We start from the raw sequence: 19,073 nt of genomic DNA, 5'->3' as shown, positions 1-19,073 counted from the left end.
TTAGCACTTCCACGCCAGCTGGGCGACGGACTCCGGAACGGGCTTACCGTTCACCGTCTTGGTGCAAATCTCGTCCCGGAAGTTGAGGATACGCCAGTGCCCCTGGTCGAAGTGGTAGCCGAAGATCACATCACTGTTGGCAATTCCGGCGGTAGCGAATGGGAACTCGCAGCTGACCATCGTCATATTGCTGGCGGGCTCGCCAGTGATCTCTGCCAGGGTTCCCAGGTCGCAGGCGCTGACCGGCGCCACATCGCTCAGCAAAGGCAGGTTTGCCTGCGAGCTCATAGCGTTGGTGTTGGATACGGCCTGCGCACCAATTGCCTCCGGGGTAATAGCGGCCGAAGCTACCGGAGCACTCGCCAGAATGAGCGCGCTGCCGCTCAAGGTTGCTGCTACTGCCCGACCAATCATGACTTCTCGCTACTTCCTATAGGGGAACTCTGCTCTCTTTCACGCTACCAACGGCGAGAAGTGAGGTGGTGGATCCCGACGCGACTTAGGCAGATCGTGATGTAGCTGTAATAGTGCCTGATCCCAAGACAATCTCCCCGCCGCCGTCAGACACGGGCAGATAAAGCACCGCTGCCTGGCCGCGGGCGACCCCTTCGAGCGGCTCGTGCAGCTCGATGACCATCTCATCCTCAGCAATAATCGCGCGGCACGCCGCCACGGAGCCGTGCGCGCGCACCTGCACGAGGCAGTCGAGTTCACCATTCATGTCGGGGTGCAGGCGCTTGAGGCGATCGGCACGAATCGTATTCACCCGCAGGGCTTCTCGCGGGCCAACTGTGACGGTTCCGGTCTCTGCGTCAATATCGGTGACGTAACGCGGGCGACCGTCAGCGGAGGGAACCTTGATGTCCAGCCCCTTGCGCTGCCCGATGGTGTAGTTGAAGGCCCCGTCATGCTCTTTGAGCTCGGTACCTTCGGTATCCACGATCATGCCGGGGCGCAGCCCGATGTTCGCGCCCAGGAAAGCCTGCGTGTTTCCGTCGGGGATGAAGCAGATGTCATAGGAATCAGGTTTTTTCGCCGTCGAGAAGCCGTGGCGCGCCGCCTCCTCCCTGATCTGTGGTTTCGGCGTATCTCCCACCGGGAACAGGCAATGCGCCAGCTCTGTTTTGGTAAGCACACCCAGCACGTAGGACTGGTCCTTGTGCTCGTCAGTGGAGCGTCGCAGGTAGCCCTCGTCATCCACGATGGCGTAATGCCCGGTGGCCACGGCATCGAAGCCCAGGGCACGCGCACGCTCGAGCAGGGCAGCAAACTTGATCTTCTCGTTGCAGCGCAGGCACGGATTAGGCGTCTCACCACGCGCGTAGGAGTCGACGAAGTCATCGATCACGTCTTCCTTGAAGCGATCGGAGAAGTCCCACACATAAAAGGGAATGCCCAACTTGTCGCAGACGCGCCGGGCGTCCGACGCGTCCTCAATCGAGCAGCATCCGCGTGCAGAAGCGCGCACGGCCTGCGGATCACGTGAGAGCGCCAGGTGCACCCCGACGACCTCGTGCCCGGCCTCGACTGCGCGTGCCGCTGCAACTGAGGAGTCCACTCCCCCGCTCATTGCTGCTAGAACTCTCATGCCCACCCCTTCGCATTAGTGTGGAATCCATGATTGCCGAGTGGACCCTCCTAAACCAAACTCAGATCCCGAACGACATTGGCGATTACCTGGTGCCGGGTGAGCAACCCCACGCTGCGTTTGCCACGTTTCGCGACGCAGCCGTGTTCACCAATAAGCGCCTCATCTTCCGCGACGCACAGGGAATGACGGGGCGCAAGGTGGAGACGTACTCGATCCCCTACTCCTCGATTCTCGCCTGGAGCACCGAGAACGCCGGTCGGATGCTCGACTTCACCGCCGAGCTTCAGCTGTGGACCAAGATCGGCCCCTTCAAGATCAACATCGGAAAGAACCTCGATGTTCGTGCGCTTGATCGCCTGATTGCCCACGCTGTCCTGGGAGCACAGTGAGCTCCCGCCCAGACTTGCCCCACGGCCCGGTGGAGATTTCCACTGGAACCGCCGAATTCCTGTCCGACGACTATCGGCCGGGGTCCTACATCCTGCAGGTCAACGGCGTTCCCAGCTCCCATTTCGTCCCCGGTGATCCCTCCGTCCTCGAGTTTGAATACATGCGGTGGATCGCCTCTGCTGTGGTCTCGCTTGTCGACGCCCGCTTTGATCCACGATCCATCAGCATGACCCACCTCGGGGGTGCTGGTTGTACATTGCCCAAGTATTTCGCTGATCGCTGGCCCAAATCGCGTCACTCCGTGGTGGAAATCGATGCCCGCCTGGCAGAGCTGGTGCGCACCCACTGCGAGGTTCCCAGCTCGCCGACGGTCAAGATCCGCGTAGGGGATGCCATAGAGGTCGCACGTGGATTCAAGCCCGCCACCCGCGACGTGTTGATTCGCGATGTGTTTTCCGGGTCCGTCACGCCCCGGCCTCTGACCACCGTGGAGTTTTTCACTGAGGTAGCAACCTCACTGAGGCCACACGGCTTTTACGTGGCCAACTGCGGGTCCCACAGCGATCTGGCTGAGGTCAGAGCCGAACTGGCCGGGATGCAGGAAGCCTTCGCCCACTGCGCGGCTATTGCCGATCCCGCGATGCTCAAGGGCCGGCGCTACGGCAACGTCATCTTGATCGGATCTCAGGACCCCATCGAGTTCGGCCCGGAAGTGACCCGCGAGCTCCTGGGCGGGGCCGTGCCCGCCCACGTAGCTACGCCTTCGTGGATCCGCTCGATGACGACTGCTTCTGCGCGGCGCTTTCGCGCTGACGATCCTGCCGGGAAGCCCGCAGCTGGTTGAGCGCCTCGATGGCATGGCTTGCCCGCATGTTGGGCAGGTAGCACCGGGTGATGGCCAGGCCGATTCCGCCCAGAGCTAGCTCGTCGTCATAGCACAGGAACCAGTTGCGGGTTGTGGGGCGGAACTTGGACTTGGCCGCGGCCAGCGAGCGGAATCCATACAGCGGTTCCATGGCGGCGCCCAGGGAATCTAGGGCTCCCGACAGAGCGCCGGAATCCTCGCTTCCTCCCCCGGCAAGTGGCGCGCCGGACAAGGAAATGAATCCCAGGCCTTCCTCGTGCGCCTGCGCGATAGTCTCTGCCAGCAGGAAGTCGGTGACGCCCTTGAGCGCATCGGGGGTTCGGCGCATGAAATCGAGAACATAGCCCGCCACTTGACCGTTCTCATAGACCGGAAGCCAGCTGGTCACCGCGTGAAGGCGATCCTCCTGATCCACCGCAAGTACCAGACGAGTGCCGGGAACTGCTAGCTCCTCGACCGTGCCCAAGGTGAAACGCATCTCAGGCAGCGGCTTTTCTGCCACCCAGGCCTCAGAAAGCTCGACGATGGCATTGCGATGGGCAGCCGAAAGCTCGTCCCAGGTGGCCACTTGTGCTTCCACTCCAGCCTTGAGCGCAGTGTTGCGGGCAGTGCGCACGTTCTGGAATTTCTTTCCGCTAAACGTCACCGGAGCCTCACCAGTGTCCACGACCTCTTCCTGGGCGACCTGCACACGATTAAATCCCCTGCCCAGGCATTCGGTGCTGAACTCCTCTCCCACGCTGTACCACGCCACGTTGAGTCCCTGCCGGGAACAGAACTCCTCGAATTCTCTGGCGATCTCTGCACGCGATCCGGATTGCACCACCGGTTCGCCCAGGGTGACAGCGACCGTGCCGCGGGCCTGATAAGCAACGTAGCCCCGATCCTCTTGAGCGAAGAAGTGCTGGTTTCCCTCCCACAGAGTCATGAAGGACAGGTGGTCACCGGTGCCGTTTGTCAGCATCGTCCGTGCTCGGTCCTGCTCCGGCTTGGTGCGGGCATTGCTGAGGATCAACACGCCCAGGCCAGCGGTCACGCTGAGCCAGAAAATCGGAGACACCCAGTCGTAGATGAACCACATCACGGGATGCTCGGGCAGGACCTGGTGAACGGCGGCCACGGTAAAGATCGGTGGGGCCAGTCGAGCTGGCAGCTCGGCAAGAATATGGTCCAGGGATTCCGCAGACCACAGCCAAGCTCCCACGACCCACGCTGCGGAGGACACCAAAAGTCCCAGCGCGACCACGGAACCAGCCCGGCGATATCCGGCCGATGTGACAGTGAAGCGGCGGCGGGTAAGCAGCAGCACCAGAATCATGGCCAGCCACGGCGTAAACAGCAGACCGGCATCAACCGCGAAGTTGGTGCCCAATGCGGTCAAACGCAGAATGGCCAAGAAGAGCGCGGCGATTGCACCCACCTGCACCGCCAATGCCGCCCACCAGGCAACTCGGCGTCCACGCATGAGGCCGTAAGCGATGACGATCTGGCAGATCAGCGGCATAATGTTGGCCACCAAAGGCCCAACTCCAGTGTGCGCGGCCAGCACGAGCGTTTCATGGCAGGCTTCGACCGTGTCGCTGGAACACACAGCTTCGACGGTCTCCGCGTTGACGTCGGGCTTCCACAGCAACTCCACGGCCTCTGCGAAGGGGCCTGCCGCAGTGGGGTTCAGGGCTGCAACCAGCGGGCCCATTCCCGTCGACAGGACTGCTGCGGCCACCAGGACGCGGGCCTCTCGGTCACTCGTACGCACCCAGATTGGCCGCTTGACCAGCAGACCCGCAACTAGTCCCAGCAGCACACAGGAGAAGACTGTGACGTCGAGAAGCGTTCCCGCGTACAACACCATCGTTGCTGTCAGAGACAAGAGCACCACGCGCGTGCGTCGGCGCCACAACGGACGCATCCAAGCGCTCGCGACCGCCGCGGTACCCAATAGCCACGGCAATGGCGACAACAGAATTTCGTTGGCAACATCTGAACCCCAGGTGTTCAACCCGGCGCGTTCGAGGACCAATGCCGAGCTCATGCCCAGAGGAATTCCCACGAAGTACATGAGCGCGGCGATGATGACGAATCGGATGCGGCCCAGGACTTTTTCGGCGGCGATTCCCAGAGTGAGCGCAGCCAGGGTGGTCAGGAGCTGTCCGATGAAGTGGTAGGAGGTCAAACCGGCACTACCGGCGAAGACGTCTCCCGGGACCGCGCCCATCTGTTCGCGCCAAGGAAACGCCAACCAAGTACCGATGAGCAGTACCGTGCTGATCACTTCACTCCTCCCTGCTGAGCGGCCCAGTCAAACGTCATCGCCAGGGCTGCGCGCCACACCTGGTATGTGTGCCCGCCGGGAACGCTCTCGTAGGTGGTGTCCATGCCCGCGGCTTGCGTTAGTTCATTCATGGTAGTCAGCGCAGCCACCGCCTCCTTGTCATCCTCGCCAGCGATGAACTTTCCGTTGATGTGGGCGTAACGCCCATCGTGGGCGTGTGCCTTCAACAGGTCAGCGGGGTTAGTTGCCACGAAGGCCGCTTCATTGCCGCCAAAGATCTCACGCACGGTGTCTGCCCGGTTTCCCAGGGTGGGCTCGATCTGACCGGAGAAGTCCAAAAAGTGCCCGTACACCTCGGGGTGGTTGGTAATCACCTGGAGCGAGCAGGTCCCGCCGTAGCTCAGCCCGCCAATTGTCCAGGTCTGCGTATCAGGATTGACGCGGAATGAATCCTTGATCAGTTTTGGGACGTCCTGGGTGAGGTAGGTCATCACCTTGTAGTTCGGGCCGTCGGCGCACACGGGGTTGCCGGTGAATGTGGCGGTCGCGTCCACGCTGATCACGATCGGTGCCAGGCCGTGATGTTGGGCAGCAAAGTCAGCCGCGGCGCGATCCGCATCCCCGGAGTTAAACCACTGGTCTGGCTGTCCGGGATTGCCAGCCATGAGGACGATCACGGGCAGCTTGGTTCGCGGGTGCATGAAGTAACCCGGGGGAACGTAGGCAATGGCATCCCGGGCGGGAAAGTCGGAGACCGCCCCGTGTGCGGGAAGCGTCACCAGGGCTCCCGCCGGTTGATCGTCCTGTACCGGCGCCTTTTTCAGATGGCTAAATTCCTCGTAGCTCATGCTCACGCTTGCCGGCGGTGCAGTCAGATCGCCTGCGGTGGGATACATCTGAAATTGCACATTGGTAATGCCCACGCAGGCCAGGATGCAGATCAGGGCTGGCACAACAGCCCACCATCGCACGCACGCTGCTCCGACAGTGAAGACGACCGCGGCGAACAGCGCGTAGTTCACCGATTCAATTTCGCCTGGCCAGGGGTTGATGATGACCCCAATGATGAGGTACGCCAAGGCACCACACACCACCGCCAGAACAGCAAGAATCGCCAGAGCTTGACGACGCTTTCGCAGCATCCAGGCGCTGGCAATGACGCTGAGTATTAGCAGCCCATAGAGAACAACTGCCGCTGATGGTGTTGTCAGCGGCAGTGCATCAAGTTCATTCACGGGGCGACTGTAGCGTAACTAACGCAACCCCGCGCTGCGCGCTCGTTCCACAACTCCTGGGAGTATCCTAAGGACTTCCTCGATGTCTTCACTAGTGGTCGTCCTGCCCAGCGTTAGCCGCAGAGAACCGAGTCCGTCTGCTTCGGGAATACCCATTGCGCTTAAGACGTCGGACATGCGGTTGACCCCGGCGTGACAGGCAGATCCGGTGGAGGCCTCGATACCAGCTACGTCGAGCAACATGATCAAAGAATCTCCGTCTGCACCCGGAAACGACACGTGGCAATGGCCGGGCAGAGCAGGCTCCGCGGTATTGAGGACGGCGCCGTCGATGGTGGAGGAGATCCCCTGCCAAAGCTTGTCGCGTAATCCAGCCAACCGGGCGTATTCCGCCTCCATCTCATGAACGGCCTCTCCCAAGGCAGTAGCCAGAGCGGCTGCGCTCGCGACATCGGCTGTGCCGGGGCGAAGGCCGCGTTCTTGGCCACCGCCAAACATCACCGCCTGTACTGGCGAGTCCCTCCGGGCAAGAAGGAATCCGGCACCGCGCGGGCCTCCGAACTTGTGGGCCGAGCTGGCCAGGGTGTGCACCCCCAGCTCGTGAAAATTGATCGCAATTTTTCCCACAGCCTGGACGGCGTCGACGTGAACGGGTGTGCCCTGAGCTGTAGCCCGGGCGACGATCTGCTCCACCGGCTGGATAGCGCCCGTCTCGTTGTTGGCCATCATGCAGCTGGCCAGCGCCGCGGGGGTGTCCAGCGCGCTGAGGTCGCAGATGTGGCCAGAGCGATCCACGGGGAGCAACTCCACGTCAGCTCCCAGCCGCGCGACGGTTTCTGCGACAGCAGGATGTTCGATTGCGCTCGCAACGATGCGCGCGCTGGACGAGGCTCGGAATAGCCCCTGCACGGCAACGTTATCTGCCTCAGTGCCAGACGCGGTGAAAACCACCTCCACAGGGTCGGCTCCCATGATCTCGGCGACCTGCTCGCGCGCGGAGTCGAGAACACTGCGGGCCTTGCGGCCAGAGGCGTACTGCGCGCCAGGATTGACTGCCCCGGCGTGACGTGCCCAGGCCTCGATCGCGCTCTCGCGCATGGGGCTGGTGGCGGCGTGATCCAGGTAGATCATGCCTGTGCGCGCTTGCGTAGTTCTTCAGTCAGAGCCGGGGCGATCTCATGCAGATCTCCCACAACGCCCAGGTCAGCGATAGAGAAGAAGGGCTCGTCGCCGTCTTGGTTAATCACCACGATGGTTCCGGAGGTCTGCATTCCGGACAAGTGCTGGATTGCGCCCGAGATGCCGAGGCCAATGTAAAGCTCCGGAGAGACAGTCTCACCGGTCTGACCGATCTGGGCAGAGGGTGCATACCAGCCAGCATCCACAGCGTCACGGGTAGCACCGACGGCGGCTCCGAGGGAATCGGCGAGAGGCTCGATAACGGATGCGAAACCTTCGGCCGATCCGACACCGCGGCCACCGGCGACCACGGTGCTCGCTCCCACGAGCGCTGGACGGGTCCCCTGCTCGGCAGGCTCGAAGGCACGCACGCGCACCTCATTGTCAGCGGCCGCCCCCAACGGCATGGGGGCGATAGTTCCACTTGCGGGTTTGGGCTCGGCCTTCACAGACCCCGGGCGAAGGGTGTAGATCGGGCACTGGCCGCCGGCCACCGCTACGGCATCCACGGATCCGCCAAAAAGCGTGTGAACGGCGGAGCGATCTGCATCAATTGCGCTCACGTTTACCAGCACACCGGAACTTAGACGAACTCCCAGGCGACCCGCGATCTCGTTGCCCGCCAAGGTTCCCGCAATCACGATCGGGGCCGGATTTGCCGCCCCCAAGGCGTGGAGTGCCTGTACCTCCGGGGCAATGAGGCGAGTCGAGTAATCGTCGGTGTGCGCATCGATGATCTGCTCTGCACCCAGCGCGGCGAGTTCTTCGCGCAGCGACTCTGCAGTTCCCGGCTGGCCGACAACCACCGCCGAGACCACACCAAGCGCGCGGGCCGCGGTGATCAGCTCACCCGTTGCGCTGGCGAGCTTATCCCCTTCGTGCTCAACGAGGACATACACGTGAGACATGGAAATCTATTGTCCTTTCTGAGTAGTAGACGCTGGGTTAGATAAGACCGCGAGCGCTGAGGAAGTCGGCGATCTTCTCCGCTGCTTCCTGCGGATTCGTTCCGTTGATGACCTCACCGGCACTGCGTGCTGGCTTCTTTGCAACAGAGTTCACCCGGGTGGCAGAGGCTGCGAGTCCAACGTGCGCGGTATCGAGGCCGAGGGAGGCTGCGTCGTGAACCGTGATCTCGTGGGCCTTCGCCGCCTTCATCTTCTTGAAGTTGGGGTAGCGCGGCTTGTCTGCTTTATCTGTTACGGACACGATGGCCGGGGTGCTGGCTTCCAGAGTGTAGGTGCCGTGGGCGTCGATACGCGTCGCCGTCAGGGTGCTGCCCTGCTTGCTGAGTTCGTTCACCGCGGTCAGAGCGGGAATCTGCCGGTACTCAGATAGCAGCCCCGCCATGACCCCCGTCTCGCCGTCGGAGGAGGCCGAGCCCGTAATGATGAGCTCAACGTCGGCAATCGAATTCACCAGCGCGTTGAGCGCCCAGGCAGTGGCGATGGCATCCGAGCCAGCTAGGGCATCATCGGTGAGCCGAACGGCATCGTCAGCACCCATCGCTAGCGCCTTGCGCAGCGCCTCGTCGGCAGCGCCTGGCCCCATGGTGGCGGCGATCACGGTCAGCGAGTCGTCCGCCTCCTTCAGGCGCAAGGCCTGCTCAACTGCGTATTCGTTGACCTCGTCGATGATGGAGTCGGTGTTGTCGCGATCGAGGGTGTGATCGCTCTCCAACGACTTCGTGGACCAGGTATCGGGAACGTGCTTAACCAGCACGACAATGGCGGACATCCGCGAACTTCACCTTTCCTCAGCTTTGGCGTGCACGCTTTAGGTAATGGCGCGCAAAAGGCACGATGAGGCCCGATTGTACGGCGCAGCTACCAGCAAGGCGAAGGGCAGGCTAAGTGCCCAGCGCTTCTGCCGAATAAATCTGTTGCTTGCCCATCACTCCAGCGGGCCTTCTGCCCACTGCCGAGGGTTGCACACCATGGCCGTGGCACTGCGTCCTATGCGGGTAATCACCACTGCTAGCGGGCGCGATCCCCGCAGCTTCAGCTTTTGGCGCAAAGCATCCGGGTCAACGTCAACGCCGCGCACCAGAATCTCCACGGATGCCGCATCGAGCGCAGCCAATGCCTGCTTCAGTTGTTTGACCCCCACCTGCTCTATGACCTCGAACCCCGAGTACCCCTGAGGTATCCGATCGCCGGTGAGGTGGGCAATGCGTTCATCGAGCATCCACAGGCCCTCTCGATGCGCGAACTGTCTGACCAGACCGGCGCGCACGATCGCTCCATCGGGGTCGATGATGAACCGTCCCGGCTTGGCGACCTCAACGTCATCCGGCTCTAGGTCAGTAACCCGATCGATCCCTTCAGCGTGGTGGATGACGGCTTCTCGACGCTCCCCCGAGCTAAAACCGGCAGTGTAGAGGCAAGTTTCCTTCACGCTGCCTGCCACTGAGGACACGCTGACTAGCCCGTCAAACTCCGAATAGTCGATACCCGGCGCGCACTTGATCGCCATCTCGTGTCCAGCCCACGCTGCCATGAGATCAGGTAGCGGCGGAATGGTGTCCTTGATTCGGCGGCCACCGCTGCGCCTGGCGGGGTCCGCTACCACGACCGTGTCACGGCTAACTGGGCGCAGAGCATCAGCGCGCAGCAAGAGCCGTCCGGGGAGGTTGAGCTGTGCCATGGCTAATCGGGCGGGATCTAGGTCGCTGCCGATCCACTCGCCTTGGTGGGCGGCTCCTTCTGCTCCGATGGAGCAGGTGACGTCGTGCACCCGCAATCCCTGCAGCCTCCGGGCGCGTTCTGCTACCACCGGTGCCGGTGTGGCTTGCTGGACGGAGTCGGAATCCCCAAACCAGGTGGAGGGGATCTTCTCGCTGGCACGCGCCGCTATCAGCTCCAGGGCTGCCCGCCCGAAATCGCCGTGCAGCTGATGCGCGAGCTGGGCGTCTGCCAAGGCGCTCTTTTTGGTCAGCTGGGCCTTGTCGGTGAGCTCCGTGAGGTCGGCCTCGCGGAGGTAGTCGACGTCAGCAACGCTTAAAGCCACGTGATACCTCCGATGCGGTCTTCGGGCGTTGTGGTGAAGAATTCTTGAAAGGGACGATCGTATCGGGGGCTGTCTGCCACTGGCCGAAGAGGCATGTGCGCAGCGGCCTCCACTGCCTGCGCCACGGTTTCGTAGCTCTCCAGTTGACGCAGCTGTGCCCAGGTAGGCAGCACAAGCCTCACCAAGCCGTGGCGCCAGCCGTCGAGAAGCAGACTCGGGCTGAACCAGTTGGCGTCGTCGGCCTCGGTGGTCGCGCCGTCGGGTTCCTGACCCTCCGGAGCCACTGCGAGGAAGGAATGCACATCAAAGCTCGCTCCGGTTTCGGCTACTCCCACCCAGCGGGCCCAGGGGTGCAGTAGGTCGGAGCGCACTTTGAGGTTATGCTCGCGCAACACATCTGTCAGCGACTTTCGGTGGCGCACGAGCTCCTGGCGATCGTGGTGGAGAAACGCGGCGTCTCGGATTGGGGCCCCATCAGCATGCACGGCCAAGGCGGTTCCCGTCTCCTCGATGAGCTCGCGCACCGCGGCAAACACCAGCGCGTGTGCCTTGTATTTTGTGGAGCCCAAGCGCCTGGCGACCGAGACCACCGAGGGGCCCGTCCACAAATCACCCGAGTCCCACTGCCGCGGCGGAAAGTCTCGCCGGTCGACTCCACCGCCGGGGAATACGGTGACGCCTGGGAAGTTCGGCATCGTTGACACCCGCTCTTGCACCCACACTTCGAGGCCGGTGGGGCCGTCGCGAAGCAGCAAGACCGTCGCCGCCAAGCGCGCACCTCGATACCCCGTGATCTCTGAAGGATCGATGCGATCGATGTCATCGCGCGCGACAGCTCCGTGGGGCATGGGGCTCCTTAACTCTATTTTCGGTGCGTGCCCCCGCGACGCACGCGACGAGCGAAGTAGCGCTCCCCCACCTTATCCAGCTGGATCGGCTGGTGGAAGGCCTTTGAGAGGTTCTCGCTGGTCAGAACGTCGTCGATAAGCCCCTGCGCCACGACCTCACCCTCATCGAGCAGGAGAGCGTGAGTAAAGCCGTAGGGAATCTCCTCGACGTGGTGGGTGATCATGATCAACGCTGGAGCGTCTGCATCCAAAGCGAGATCTCCCAGGTAGGCCACCAAATCCTCGCGGCCACCGAGATCCATACCCGCACCTGGCTCGTCGAGAATGAGCAGCTCGGGGTTGGTCATCATCGCGCGAGCGATGAGAACGCGCTTCTTCTCTCCCTCGCTGAGCGTGCCCCAGGTGCGATCGAGCAGGTGCATCGCTCCCACCTGCTCCAGGATCTCCAAAGCCTGGTCCCGGTCGACCTCGTCGTATTCCTCAAGCCAACGGCCCAAGACCGCGTACCCCGCGGAGATGACTAGGTCGCCGACCTTCTCGTTCTCCGGAATTCGATTTGCCAGGGACGAAGACGACAACCCGATCACAGCGCGCAGATCACGCATGTCCGTGCGCCCGATGCGCTCGCCGATCAGGTGAGCAACTCCTTCCGAGGGGTAGGCCTCGGCAGCGGCCATACGCACCAACGTGGTCTTGCCCGCACCGTTGGGCCCAATGATCACCCACCGCTCATCGAGCTCAACTTGCCAGTCCACAGGACCGACCAAGCGACGCCCCTCGCGGATGAAACTGACGGCGCGGAAATCTACTAACAGATCAGGGTTGGTCTCTTCAGAGTGCATCACGCATCCCATTGTGGCGGAAAGTCGCATTGGCCGGTGTGTGTGACACAGCTGGACTACGCTGGAGGCCACTACTGTCCTGCCGGCACGCGAAAGGCAAACACCACGCTCATGACTGGTCGACTTGGAATTGACGACGTCCGCCCCTCCATCTCCAATCGCACACTCGCCGCGAAGGCTGTCGTGGGAGAAGTCATTCCGGTCACGGCATTGGTGTGGCGCGAAGGACACGACGCGATCTCCGCAACCCTGAATGTCTCGGCGCCCCAGAGCACTGACACTCTGGCAATCCACATGCACACCGACCCCATGGATCAGGACCGGGTGCACGGTGTCTTCATCCCCGACGAGATCGGCGTGTGGACCTTCCGCGTCGACGCTTGGTCCGACGTAATGGCCACCTGGCGCCATGCGGTGACCAAGAAGCTGGAGGCCGGGCAGTCAGCCGCCGAGTTGCGCAACGACCTCCTCCACGGTGCAGAGCTCTTCGACCGGGCTGCCACTCACACCCCGCTGGAGGAGGCCCAGGTGCTGCAGCGCGTGGCATCCCAGCTGCGCGATGAGGAACTGGAGCTCAACGACCGGATTGCCCAGGCCTTGAGCAACGAGGTCCGAGAAATCCTGGAGGATTATCCCCTGCGCGACCTCCTCGAGCGGGGCCCCATCTGCGAGGTCAAGGTAGAGCGCACCGAGGCGCTGTACAACTCGTGGTACGAGCTCTTCCCGCGCTCGACCTCACAGACCGGACACGGCACGTTCGCCACCACCGCGCAGGCTCTCGACCGAGTCGCCCGCATGGGATTTGACACGGTTTACTTCCCTCCCATTCACCCGATTGGTGAGGTCAACCGAAAGGGCAAGAACAACTCGCTGACTCCTACCCCAGAGGATGTGGGTTCGCCGTGGGCTATTGGCTCCGCCGCCGGTGGGCACGATGCCATTCATCCCGAGCTGGGAACCATGGAAGACTTCCAGGCACTCTTGGAGCATGCCAAGGACCTCGGCCTCGAAATCGCCCTCGACTTGGCTTTGCAGGCTGCGCCCGATCACCCGTGGGCGTCCCAGCACCGGGAGTTCTTCACGGAGCTGGCTGACGGCACGATCGCCTTCGCCGAGAACCCGCCGAAGAAGTACCAGGACATCTACCCGCTGAACTTCGATAACGCCCCGGAAGCGATTTACGCGGAGATCTACCGCGTGGTCCAGTTCTGGATCGAAGCGGGAGTGCGCACGTTCCGCGTGGACAACCCCCACACCAAGCCCACCAATTTTTGGCAGTGGCTCATCGCAAAGGTCCACGAGACCGATCCGGACGTCATCTTCCTGGCTGAGGCCTTCACCCGCCCGGCGCGGCTGTTTGGCCTGGCAAAGGCTGGCTTCTCGCAGTCCTACACCTACTTCACCTGGAAGACCAGCAAGGAGGAGATCACCGAGTTTGCTCACCTGATCACCGAGAACGCCGACATTTCTCGTCCTCACCTGTTTGTGAACACCCCCGACATCCTGCACGAGTCTCTGCAGACCGGAGGGCGTGCCATGTTCGCCATTCGCGCAGCACTAGCTGCCACCATGTCTCCGCTGTGGGGCGTGTACTCCGGCTATGAGCTTTACGAGCACGTTCCGGTAAAGCCAGGCAGCGAGGAGTACTTGGACTCGGAGAAGTACCAGATTCGCTACCGTGATTTCGACGCTGCTCTGGCTTCCGGCGATTCGCTAGAACCCTTCATCACCACGCTCAACCGGATCCGTCGCGAGCAGCCTGCGCTGCAGCAGCTGCGCAACTTCCACTTCCATGCAGTTGATAACGACCAGCTGCTGGCATACTCCAAGATCGATCCCATGACCGGCAACACCGTGTTGGTGGTGGTGAACCTGGATCCCCAATGGGCCCAGGAAGCCACAGTCACCATCGACTTTGGCGCCCTCGGTCGCGAACCTGGGCAGTTCCAGGTGACCGATCAAATTACCGGCGCCTCCTATACCTGGGGTGAGCGAAACTTCGTGCGTTTAGAGCCGAAGAAGGACGTAGCACACATCTTTGTGCTCGATGACGTGGCACCGGAAAATCGAGAGCGCACCGCCTGGCGTTCGGTCAGCGATTTTCGCGCCTAGCACGGCGATTACAGGTAGCGTCAGTAAGTATGACCGCGATCGCTGCCGATGATCTCCGCCGACTGACGCAATGCCGGCACCACGCCCCGCATGACGTGTACGGGGCGCACCCGCACCCCACTGGCCAAGGTTGGGTGGTGCGCACCCGCCAGCTGGGAGCGGACCACGTCAACCTGCTGATTGGGGACGCGGTAGTAGCCATGTCCCCTGCTGGCAACGACATCTTCGTTGCCGAGCTCGCGCCGTCCTCCTTGCCGGAGGGAGAGGACGTCCCCGACTACCGCTTTGAGGTCCATTACCCCTCATTGACTACCACCAAGGCGGATCCCTACCGCTATCTGCCCACGCTCGGCGAATTGGATCTACATCTGATCGCTGAGGGGCGCCACGAACGGCTCTGGGAAGTCTTGGGCGCGAATCTCAAGGCTTATCAGTCCCCGATGGGCACGGTCGAAGGCACGGCCTTTGCTGTGTGGGCCCCTAATGCGCACGGCGTGGCCGTGGTGGGTGAGTTCTGCTCCTGGAATCCCAACCAGTTCCCGATGCGTAGCCTCGGCTCCAGCGGGGTGTGGGAGATCTTCATCCCGGGGTTGGGTGAGGGAACCGAGTATAAGTTCGCCATCCACACGGCCGACGGCAGGCGCATAGACAAGGCAGATCCACTGGCCAAGGCTACCAAGGCCCCGCCCGAGACCGTGTCGGTGGTGGCCAGCACCAGTGCTTTCACCTGGTCGGATCAGCAGTGGATGGAGCAGCGCTCCCACTCCGATCCCACCGCCAAGCCCATGAGTGTGTACGAGGTCCACGTGGGTTCCTGGAAGCAAGGCTACGGTTACCGTGAACTGGCCACCGAGCTGGTGGACTATGTGGCGGACAACGGCTTCACGCACGTGGAGTTTCTGCCCGTGGCAGAGCACCCCTTTGGCGGGTCGTGGGGATACCAGGTCTCTGGCTACTACGCGCCGTCCGCTCGCTGGGGCTCGCCCGACGACTTCCGCGCGCTTGTCGACGCTTTCCATGCCCGCGGAATCGGAGTTCTCGTCGACTGGGTTCCTGCCCACTTCCCCAAGGACGAATGGGCACTAGGCCGCTTTGACGGCACCGCCTGCTACGAGCACCCGGACTGGCGCCGCGGTGAACAACCCGATTGGGGAACCTACGTCTTCGACTTCGGTCGCAATGAGGTCCGGAACTTCCTGGTGGCCAACGCGCTGTACTGGGCGGAGGAGTTCCACATCGATGGCCTCCGTGTGGATGCAGTGGCGTCCATGCTGTACCTCGACTACTCCCGCGAGCCCGGCCAGTGGCTGCCCAACGAATTTGGTGGGCGCGAGAACTTCGACGCGGTACGCCTGCTGCAGGAATTCAACGCCACAGTGCATCGCAATCACCCGGGCATTGTCACCATCGCGGAAGAATCCACCGCTTGGCCAGGGGTGACGGCGATGACGGAGCACGGCGGACTGGGCTTCAGCCTGAAGTGGAACATGGGTTGGATGAACGACACGCTCGAATACATGAAGCATGATCCCATCCACCGCAGCTACCACCACGGGTCCTTGACGTTCTCCCTCGTCTACGCCTTCTCCGAGCGATACGTGCTGCCGTTCAGCCACGACGAGGTCGTCCACGGAAAGGGTTCGCTGTGGCAACGATTGCCCGGCGACGATTGGAACAAAGCCGCAGGTCTACGCGCTTTGCTGGGGTACATGTACTCTCACCCGGGCAAGAAGCTGCTGTTCATGGGCCAGGAGTTTGGCCAGATCGGCGAGTGGGCAGAGGAACGCTCGCTGAGCTGGGACGACATGGAGGGCTGGGGTGGCGAATACCACCGGGGCATCGCCCGCCTGGTGCGGGATGCCAACCGCATCTACCAAGACTCGTGTTCTCTATACAGCCAGGACTTTGGCCCCGAGGGCTTCACCTGGATCAAGGGTGACGACGCCGCAGCCAGCGTCTTGGCCTACGTGCGCTGGGGCTCCGACGGTAGTCCGCTGCTGGCAGTGGTGAACTTCTCCGGGGCGACTTATCACGGCTATGCCCTGGGCGCACCACACCGTCATTGGGAGATGGTGCTCAACACCGACGATTCGGTGTATGAGGGTGCCGGAAACGACATGCCCCGCTACGTTGAGGCGACCGATGAGCCCAAGGACGGCCAGCCGCACACCATCACGGTGGATGTGCCGGCGATGAGCGTGCAGTGGTATCGAGCACTCTAATCGCTGCTCACCCTGCGAGAACACCATGGCGGTGTTAGCGTGCGGGGCGTTAACACCGCCCCGCCTCGCTTCTGGGAGTAGCCTCCATGTCTCCGTCTTCGTTCAACCGCCGCCAAATCCTCGCCTCCTCCGGCATGCTCGCCGCGCTTGCGGCTGCCCACCCGTTGAGTGCGAAAGCCCAAGGTCTTTCTTCTCTGTCCTCTCGTGGGCTGAGTTCGACGCAGTCAAGCGAAACGAACCCGACACCGGCTTCGCCCGCCGATTCTCCGCTGGCTTTCGACAGCGATGGCACGTTTCGCGTAGTGCAGTTCAATGACACGCAGGACGATCATCTCACTGATCGGCGCACGATCGAGTTCATGGGTCAGGTCCTGGACAAGGAAAAGGCCGACTTCGCTCTCATTAACGGTGATGTCATTTCCTCTGGGCCGAAAAACGCCACCCAGGTGTATCAGGCCATCAACAATGTTGTCCTCCCCATGGAGGAGCGCGGGATTCCGTGGGCTGTGACCTTCGGAAACCATGACGAGGACTCCGCCAAGGAGGACGGCACCGGTGTGCTGAAACCCCAGATGACTGAGTTCGTCCGACAGTACAAGCACAACGTCAACCCCGCCGACGATGCCATGTACGGCGTCTCTAACGGTCGCCTGGAAATAGCTGGGTCGAAGTCTGCTACCCCGGCGTTTGCCCTTTGGCTGTTGGACTCCGGTGCTTATGCCCCAGAGTCTCCTGCAGGCCAGTCCACGGACGGACTGAAGGCCTACGACTGGCTTCGCCCCGAGCAGGTCCAGTGGTATCTAGAAACCTCGGCAGCGGACGAGAGCCGTTACGGTGCGAAGACCCCGGGCTTGATGTTTTTCCATATCCCCACGTTCGAACACCACCACATGTGGTACGGCCAGCAGTACACCTCGAAGGACAGCGGTCATGCCGAGGCGGTAAAGCGCCACAACATCGTGGGCGAGAAGAACGAGGACTGCTACACCGGTCTGTTCAACTCCGGCATTTACTCTGCGGTATTCCAGCGCGGCGACGTGCTTGGCATCTACTGCGGGCACGACCACATCAACACCTACATGGGCAACTACTACGGGGTGGAGCTCGGCTACGGCCCCGGCACAGGTTTTGGTCCCTATGGGCTTCACGACGGCACCTGGGACCAGCACACTCTGCGCGGAGCCCGCGTATTCACCCTCGATGAGTCTGCACCTCGCCACTACGCCGGCACGCACACGGTGTTTGCCAAGGACTACGGGATCGACATGAACCCCGTAAAGCAGCCACTCGAGGCCCCGGCAGCCTTCCCGGAGTATGTCACCGAGATTTAAGGGTTAGTAGAGCGCGCTGGCCAGCCTGGTACGTGCGCTCTTGACCCGCTCGTCGGAGTTGTCGAACAACCCCAGCAGCTCAATGAGGCGGTCCTTCGCGGCCGTCTTCTCCTCACCAGCACTGGTGGCAACGGCGTTGATCAGCAGGTCAAAGGCAGCCTCCGGATTGCCGGCGATGACCGCCTCGTCTGCCTGGTGGAACAACTCTGACTGTTCACTTCCCCGCCGTGCCAGCAGCACCGCGGTTGCACGGGCCTGCTTGACCTCGGGGTTGTGCCCTTCGGCCAGGACCTCGTCGTACAGGGCGATGGCTGCCTGGTACTCCCCGGCCTCGAGCTTGAGGGCGGCGTCGATAAGCCTCTGATCCTCCTGCTCAACCTCACCGTCTTCGGCGGGAAGTCCTTCCAGCTGGCCCGCCACGGCGTTGACGATCTGATCAACCCAGGGGCTCAGTGCCTCCCGTGGTTGGGCTCCCACGAACTGAGTGATGGGCTGTCCGGCTGCCAGGACGACGGTGGTCGGCAACTGCTGGACGCCGATGGCCTGTGCGATCTGCGGGACCGCGTCAGCATCGGCAAAGGCCACGATGTACGACAGCGGCGTTTGCTGTGCGCGCGCCAGCTCGGTCAGGTCCGCGTGCAAATCGTTGGAGGCCTGCGACCGCTGAGAGCCGATGATTAAAATCACCGGCACCTGGGTGGAGCGACGAACGACCTCTGCCTCAAAGTTGGCGGCAGTAACCTCCACAACGGGGCTCACCCCTCCCGCCGCGCTCTCCTTCGGCGAGTTCTGCTGGGCGCCCAGCGAACCTAAGTCGATGGCTCCCCCGGCGTATTGAGGTGGCTGTGTCATGCGTTATCTCCTGCCTGCTTCTCGAGTGCCTCTTCCAAAGAACGAACCTTCTGCGTCAACATGCCGGTGCGGCCAGGACGAATATCGGCCTTCACCACCAGTGAGACGCGCGGGCTGACGGCGACCACGGCCTCGGTGGCCTCCTTAATCACGCCGAACACCTCGTCCCACTCACCCTCGATCGTGGTGAACATGGCGGTGGTCTCATTGGGCAACCCAGACGCACGCACGATGGCAACAGCGCGAGCAACCGCCTCGGCCATTTCTGCATCTGGGGTCTCCGTGATCGTCGGAGCAACTGAGAATGCAACAATCATGGCACCCC

General features: G+C 62.3%; 17 protein-coding genes. 5 read left to right on the top strand and 12 right to left on the bottom strand.

All coding sequences use genetic code 11. The features are described 5' to 3' along the window. Both FHE74_RS01600 and mnmA read right to left on the bottom strand, forming a co-directional pair. The gene (locus tag FHE74_RS01600; RefSeq protein WP_139464678.1) at positions 1 to 414 is read right to left on the bottom strand and encodes a hypothetical protein; all 414 of its coding nucleotides are present in this window, start codon (positions 412 to 414) and stop codon (positions 1 to 3) included. A gap of 85 nt (positions 415 to 499) precedes the next feature. Further along, a complete protein-coding gene (mnmA, locus tag FHE74_RS01595) occupies positions 500 to 1,588 on the bottom strand; it encodes a tRNA 2-thiouridine(34) synthase MnmA (protein ID WP_139464677.1) in 1,089 nt (362 codons plus the stop codon). 29 nt (positions 1,589 to 1,617) lie between these two features. Between mnmA and FHE74_RS01590 the strand changes: the two genes are divergently transcribed. Together FHE74_RS01590 and FHE74_RS01585 are read left to right on the top strand one after the other, a co-directional pair. Then, complete coding sequence (locus tag FHE74_RS01590) at positions 1,618 to 1,980, top strand: PH domain-containing protein (protein WP_139464676.1); 363 nt, start codon at positions 1,618 to 1,620, stop codon at positions 1,978 to 1,980. Next, positions 1,977 to 2,825: a spermidine synthase gene (locus FHE74_RS01585; protein WP_139464675.1), complete on the top strand. Its 849-nt coding sequence runs from the start codon at positions 1,977 to 1,979 to the stop codon at positions 2,823 to 2,825. Before FHE74_RS01590 ends, FHE74_RS01585 begins: the two co-directional genes overlap by 4 nt. On the opposite strand, the gene FHE74_RS01580 is transcribed toward FHE74_RS01585, so the two are convergent. The 8 genes from FHE74_RS01580 to FHE74_RS01545 all read right to left on the bottom strand — a co-directional run bounded on the left by FHE74_RS01580 (position 2,737) and on the right by FHE74_RS01545 (position 12,243). Then, complete coding sequence (locus FHE74_RS01580) at positions 2,737 to 5,118, bottom strand: bifunctional lysylphosphatidylglycerol flippase/synthetase MprF (protein ID WP_139464674.1); 2,382 nt, start codon at positions 5,116 to 5,118, stop codon at positions 2,737 to 2,739. The genes FHE74_RS01585 and FHE74_RS01580 overlap by 89 nt on opposite strands. Next, complete coding sequence (locus FHE74_RS01575; protein ID WP_139464673.1) at positions 5,115 to 6,353, bottom strand: alpha/beta hydrolase; 1,239 nt, start codon at positions 6,351 to 6,353, stop codon at positions 5,115 to 5,117. Before FHE74_RS01575 ends, FHE74_RS01580 begins: the two co-directional genes overlap by 4 nt. Before the next feature lie 18 nt (positions 6,354 to 6,371). After that, positions 6,372 to 7,484: a cysteine desulfurase family protein gene (locus FHE74_RS01570; protein WP_139464672.1), complete on the bottom strand. Its 1,113-nt coding sequence runs from the start codon at positions 7,482 to 7,484 to the stop codon at positions 6,372 to 6,374. Further along, positions 7,481 to 8,440: an electron transfer flavoprotein subunit alpha/FixB family protein gene (locus tag FHE74_RS01565; RefSeq protein WP_139464671.1), complete on the bottom strand. Its 960-nt coding sequence runs from the start codon at positions 8,438 to 8,440 to the stop codon at positions 7,481 to 7,483. Before FHE74_RS01565 ends, FHE74_RS01570 begins: the two co-directional genes overlap by 4 nt. A 37-nt stretch (positions 8,441 to 8,477) precedes the next feature. Next, positions 8,478 to 9,269 (bottom strand): electron transfer flavoprotein subunit beta/FixA family protein, encoded by a 792-nt coding sequence (locus FHE74_RS01560; RefSeq protein WP_139464670.1) that lies wholly within the window; start codon positions 9,267 to 9,269, stop codon positions 8,478 to 8,480. Between the two features lie 156 nt (positions 9,270 to 9,425). Continuing rightward, the gene (locus tag FHE74_RS01555) at positions 9,426 to 10,541 is read right to left on the bottom strand and encodes a THUMP-like domain-containing protein (RefSeq protein ID WP_139464669.1); all 1,116 of its coding nucleotides are present in this window, start codon (positions 10,539 to 10,541) and stop codon (positions 9,426 to 9,428) included. Continuing rightward, on the bottom strand, positions 10,532 to 11,389 hold the full coding sequence (locus FHE74_RS01550; RefSeq protein ID WP_139464668.1) for an NUDIX hydrolase: 858 nt from the start codon (positions 11,387 to 11,389) through the stop codon (positions 10,532 to 10,534). The genes FHE74_RS01555 and FHE74_RS01550 overlap by 10 nt, the downstream gene beginning before the upstream one ends. A gap of 14 nt (positions 11,390 to 11,403) precedes the next feature. After that, entirely contained in the window at positions 11,404 to 12,243 is an 840-nt protein-coding gene (locus FHE74_RS01545) for an ABC transporter ATP-binding protein (protein ID WP_425456313.1), read from the bottom strand. 99 nt (positions 12,244 to 12,342) lie between these two features. Between FHE74_RS01545 and FHE74_RS01540 the strand changes: the two genes are divergently transcribed. The 3 genes from FHE74_RS01540 (at position 12,343) to FHE74_RS01530 (ending at position 17,896) form a co-directional block, all read left to right on the top strand. Beyond that, positions 12,343 to 14,343, top strand: coding sequence for an alpha-1,4-glucan--maltose-1-phosphate maltosyltransferase (locus FHE74_RS01540; RefSeq protein ID WP_139464666.1), 2,001 nt, complete (start codon positions 12,343 to 12,345; stop codon positions 14,341 to 14,343). A gap of 29 nt (positions 14,344 to 14,372) precedes the next feature. After that, entirely contained in the window at positions 14,373 to 16,565 is a 2,193-nt protein-coding gene (glgB, locus tag FHE74_RS01535; protein ID WP_139464665.1) for a 1,4-alpha-glucan branching protein GlgB, read from the top strand. Positions 16,566 to 16,651: 86 nt separating this feature from the next. Beyond that, entirely contained in the window at positions 16,652 to 17,896 is a 1,245-nt protein-coding gene (locus FHE74_RS01530) for a metallophosphoesterase family protein (RefSeq protein ID WP_139464664.1), read from the top strand. Positions 17,897 to 17,899: 3 nt separating this feature from the next. On the opposite strand, the gene FHE74_RS01525 is transcribed toward FHE74_RS01530, so the two are convergent. Continuing rightward, the gene (locus FHE74_RS01525; protein WP_139464663.1) at positions 17,900 to 18,748 is read right to left on the bottom strand and encodes a tetratricopeptide repeat protein; all 849 of its coding nucleotides are present in this window, start codon (positions 18,746 to 18,748) and stop codon (positions 17,900 to 17,902) included. Then, the gene (locus FHE74_RS01520) at positions 18,745 to 19,065 is read right to left on the bottom strand and encodes a thiamine-binding protein (protein ID WP_139464662.1); all 321 of its coding nucleotides are present in this window, start codon (positions 19,063 to 19,065) and stop codon (positions 18,745 to 18,747) included. Before FHE74_RS01520 ends, FHE74_RS01525 begins: the two co-directional genes overlap by 4 nt. Positions 19,066 to 19,073: the final 8 nt, after the last annotated feature.

The organism is Corynebacterium tapiri (genome assembly GCF_006334925.1).
GTDB lineage: Bacteria > Actinomycetota > Actinomycetes > Mycobacteriales > Mycobacteriaceae > Corynebacterium > Corynebacterium tapiri.
This window is presented reverse-complemented; position numbering and strand designations above follow the sequence as displayed.

What these genes read in the sequence shown, in the direction of transcription:
- FHE74_RS01600 (WP_139464678.1), bottom strand. Translation starts at nt 414, where the DNA reads ATGATTGGTCGGGCAGTAGCAGCAACCTTGAGCGGCAGCGCGCTCATT.
- mnmA (WP_139464677.1), bottom strand. Translation starts at nt 1,588, where the DNA reads ATGAGAGTTCTAGCAGCAATGAGCGGGGGAGTGGACTCCTCAGTTGCA.
- FHE74_RS01590 (WP_139464676.1), top strand. Translation starts at nt 1,618, where the DNA reads ATGATTGCCGAGTGGACCCTCCTAAACCAAACTCAGATCCCGAACGAC.
- FHE74_RS01570 (WP_139464672.1), bottom strand. Translation starts at nt 7,484, where the DNA reads ATGATCTACCTGGATCACGCCGCCACCAGCCCCATGCGCGAGAGCGCG.
- FHE74_RS01565 (WP_139464671.1), bottom strand. Translation starts at nt 8,440, where the DNA reads ATGTCTCACGTGTATGTCCTCGTTGAGCACGAAGGGGATAAGCTCGCC.
- FHE74_RS01560 (WP_139464670.1), bottom strand. Translation starts at nt 9,269, where the DNA reads ATGTCCGCCATTGTCGTGCTGGTTAAGCACGTTCCCGATACCTGGTCC.
- FHE74_RS01550 (WP_139464668.1), bottom strand. Translation starts at nt 11,389, where the DNA reads ATGCCCCACGGAGCTGTCGCGCGCGATGACATCGATCGCATCGATCCT.
- FHE74_RS01545 (WP_425456313.1), bottom strand. Translation starts at nt 12,243, where the DNA reads ATGGGATGCGTGATGCACTCTGAAGAGACCAACCCTGATCTGTTAGTA.
- FHE74_RS01540 (WP_139464666.1), top strand. Translation starts at nt 12,343, where the DNA reads ATGACTGGTCGACTTGGAATTGACGACGTCCGCCCCTCCATCTCCAAT.
- glgB (WP_139464665.1), top strand. Translation starts at nt 14,373, where the DNA reads ATGACCGCGATCGCTGCCGATGATCTCCGCCGACTGACGCAATGCCGG.
- FHE74_RS01530 (WP_139464664.1), top strand. Translation starts at nt 16,652, where the DNA reads ATGTCTCCGTCTTCGTTCAACCGCCGCCAAATCCTCGCCTCCTCCGGC.
- FHE74_RS01525 (WP_139464663.1), bottom strand. Translation starts at nt 18,748, where the DNA reads ATGACACAGCCACCTCAATACGCCGGGGGAGCCATCGACTTAGGTTCG.
- FHE74_RS01520 (WP_139464662.1), bottom strand. Translation starts at nt 19,065, where the DNA reads ATGATTGTTGCATTCTCAGTTGCTCCGACGATCACGGAGACCCCAGAT.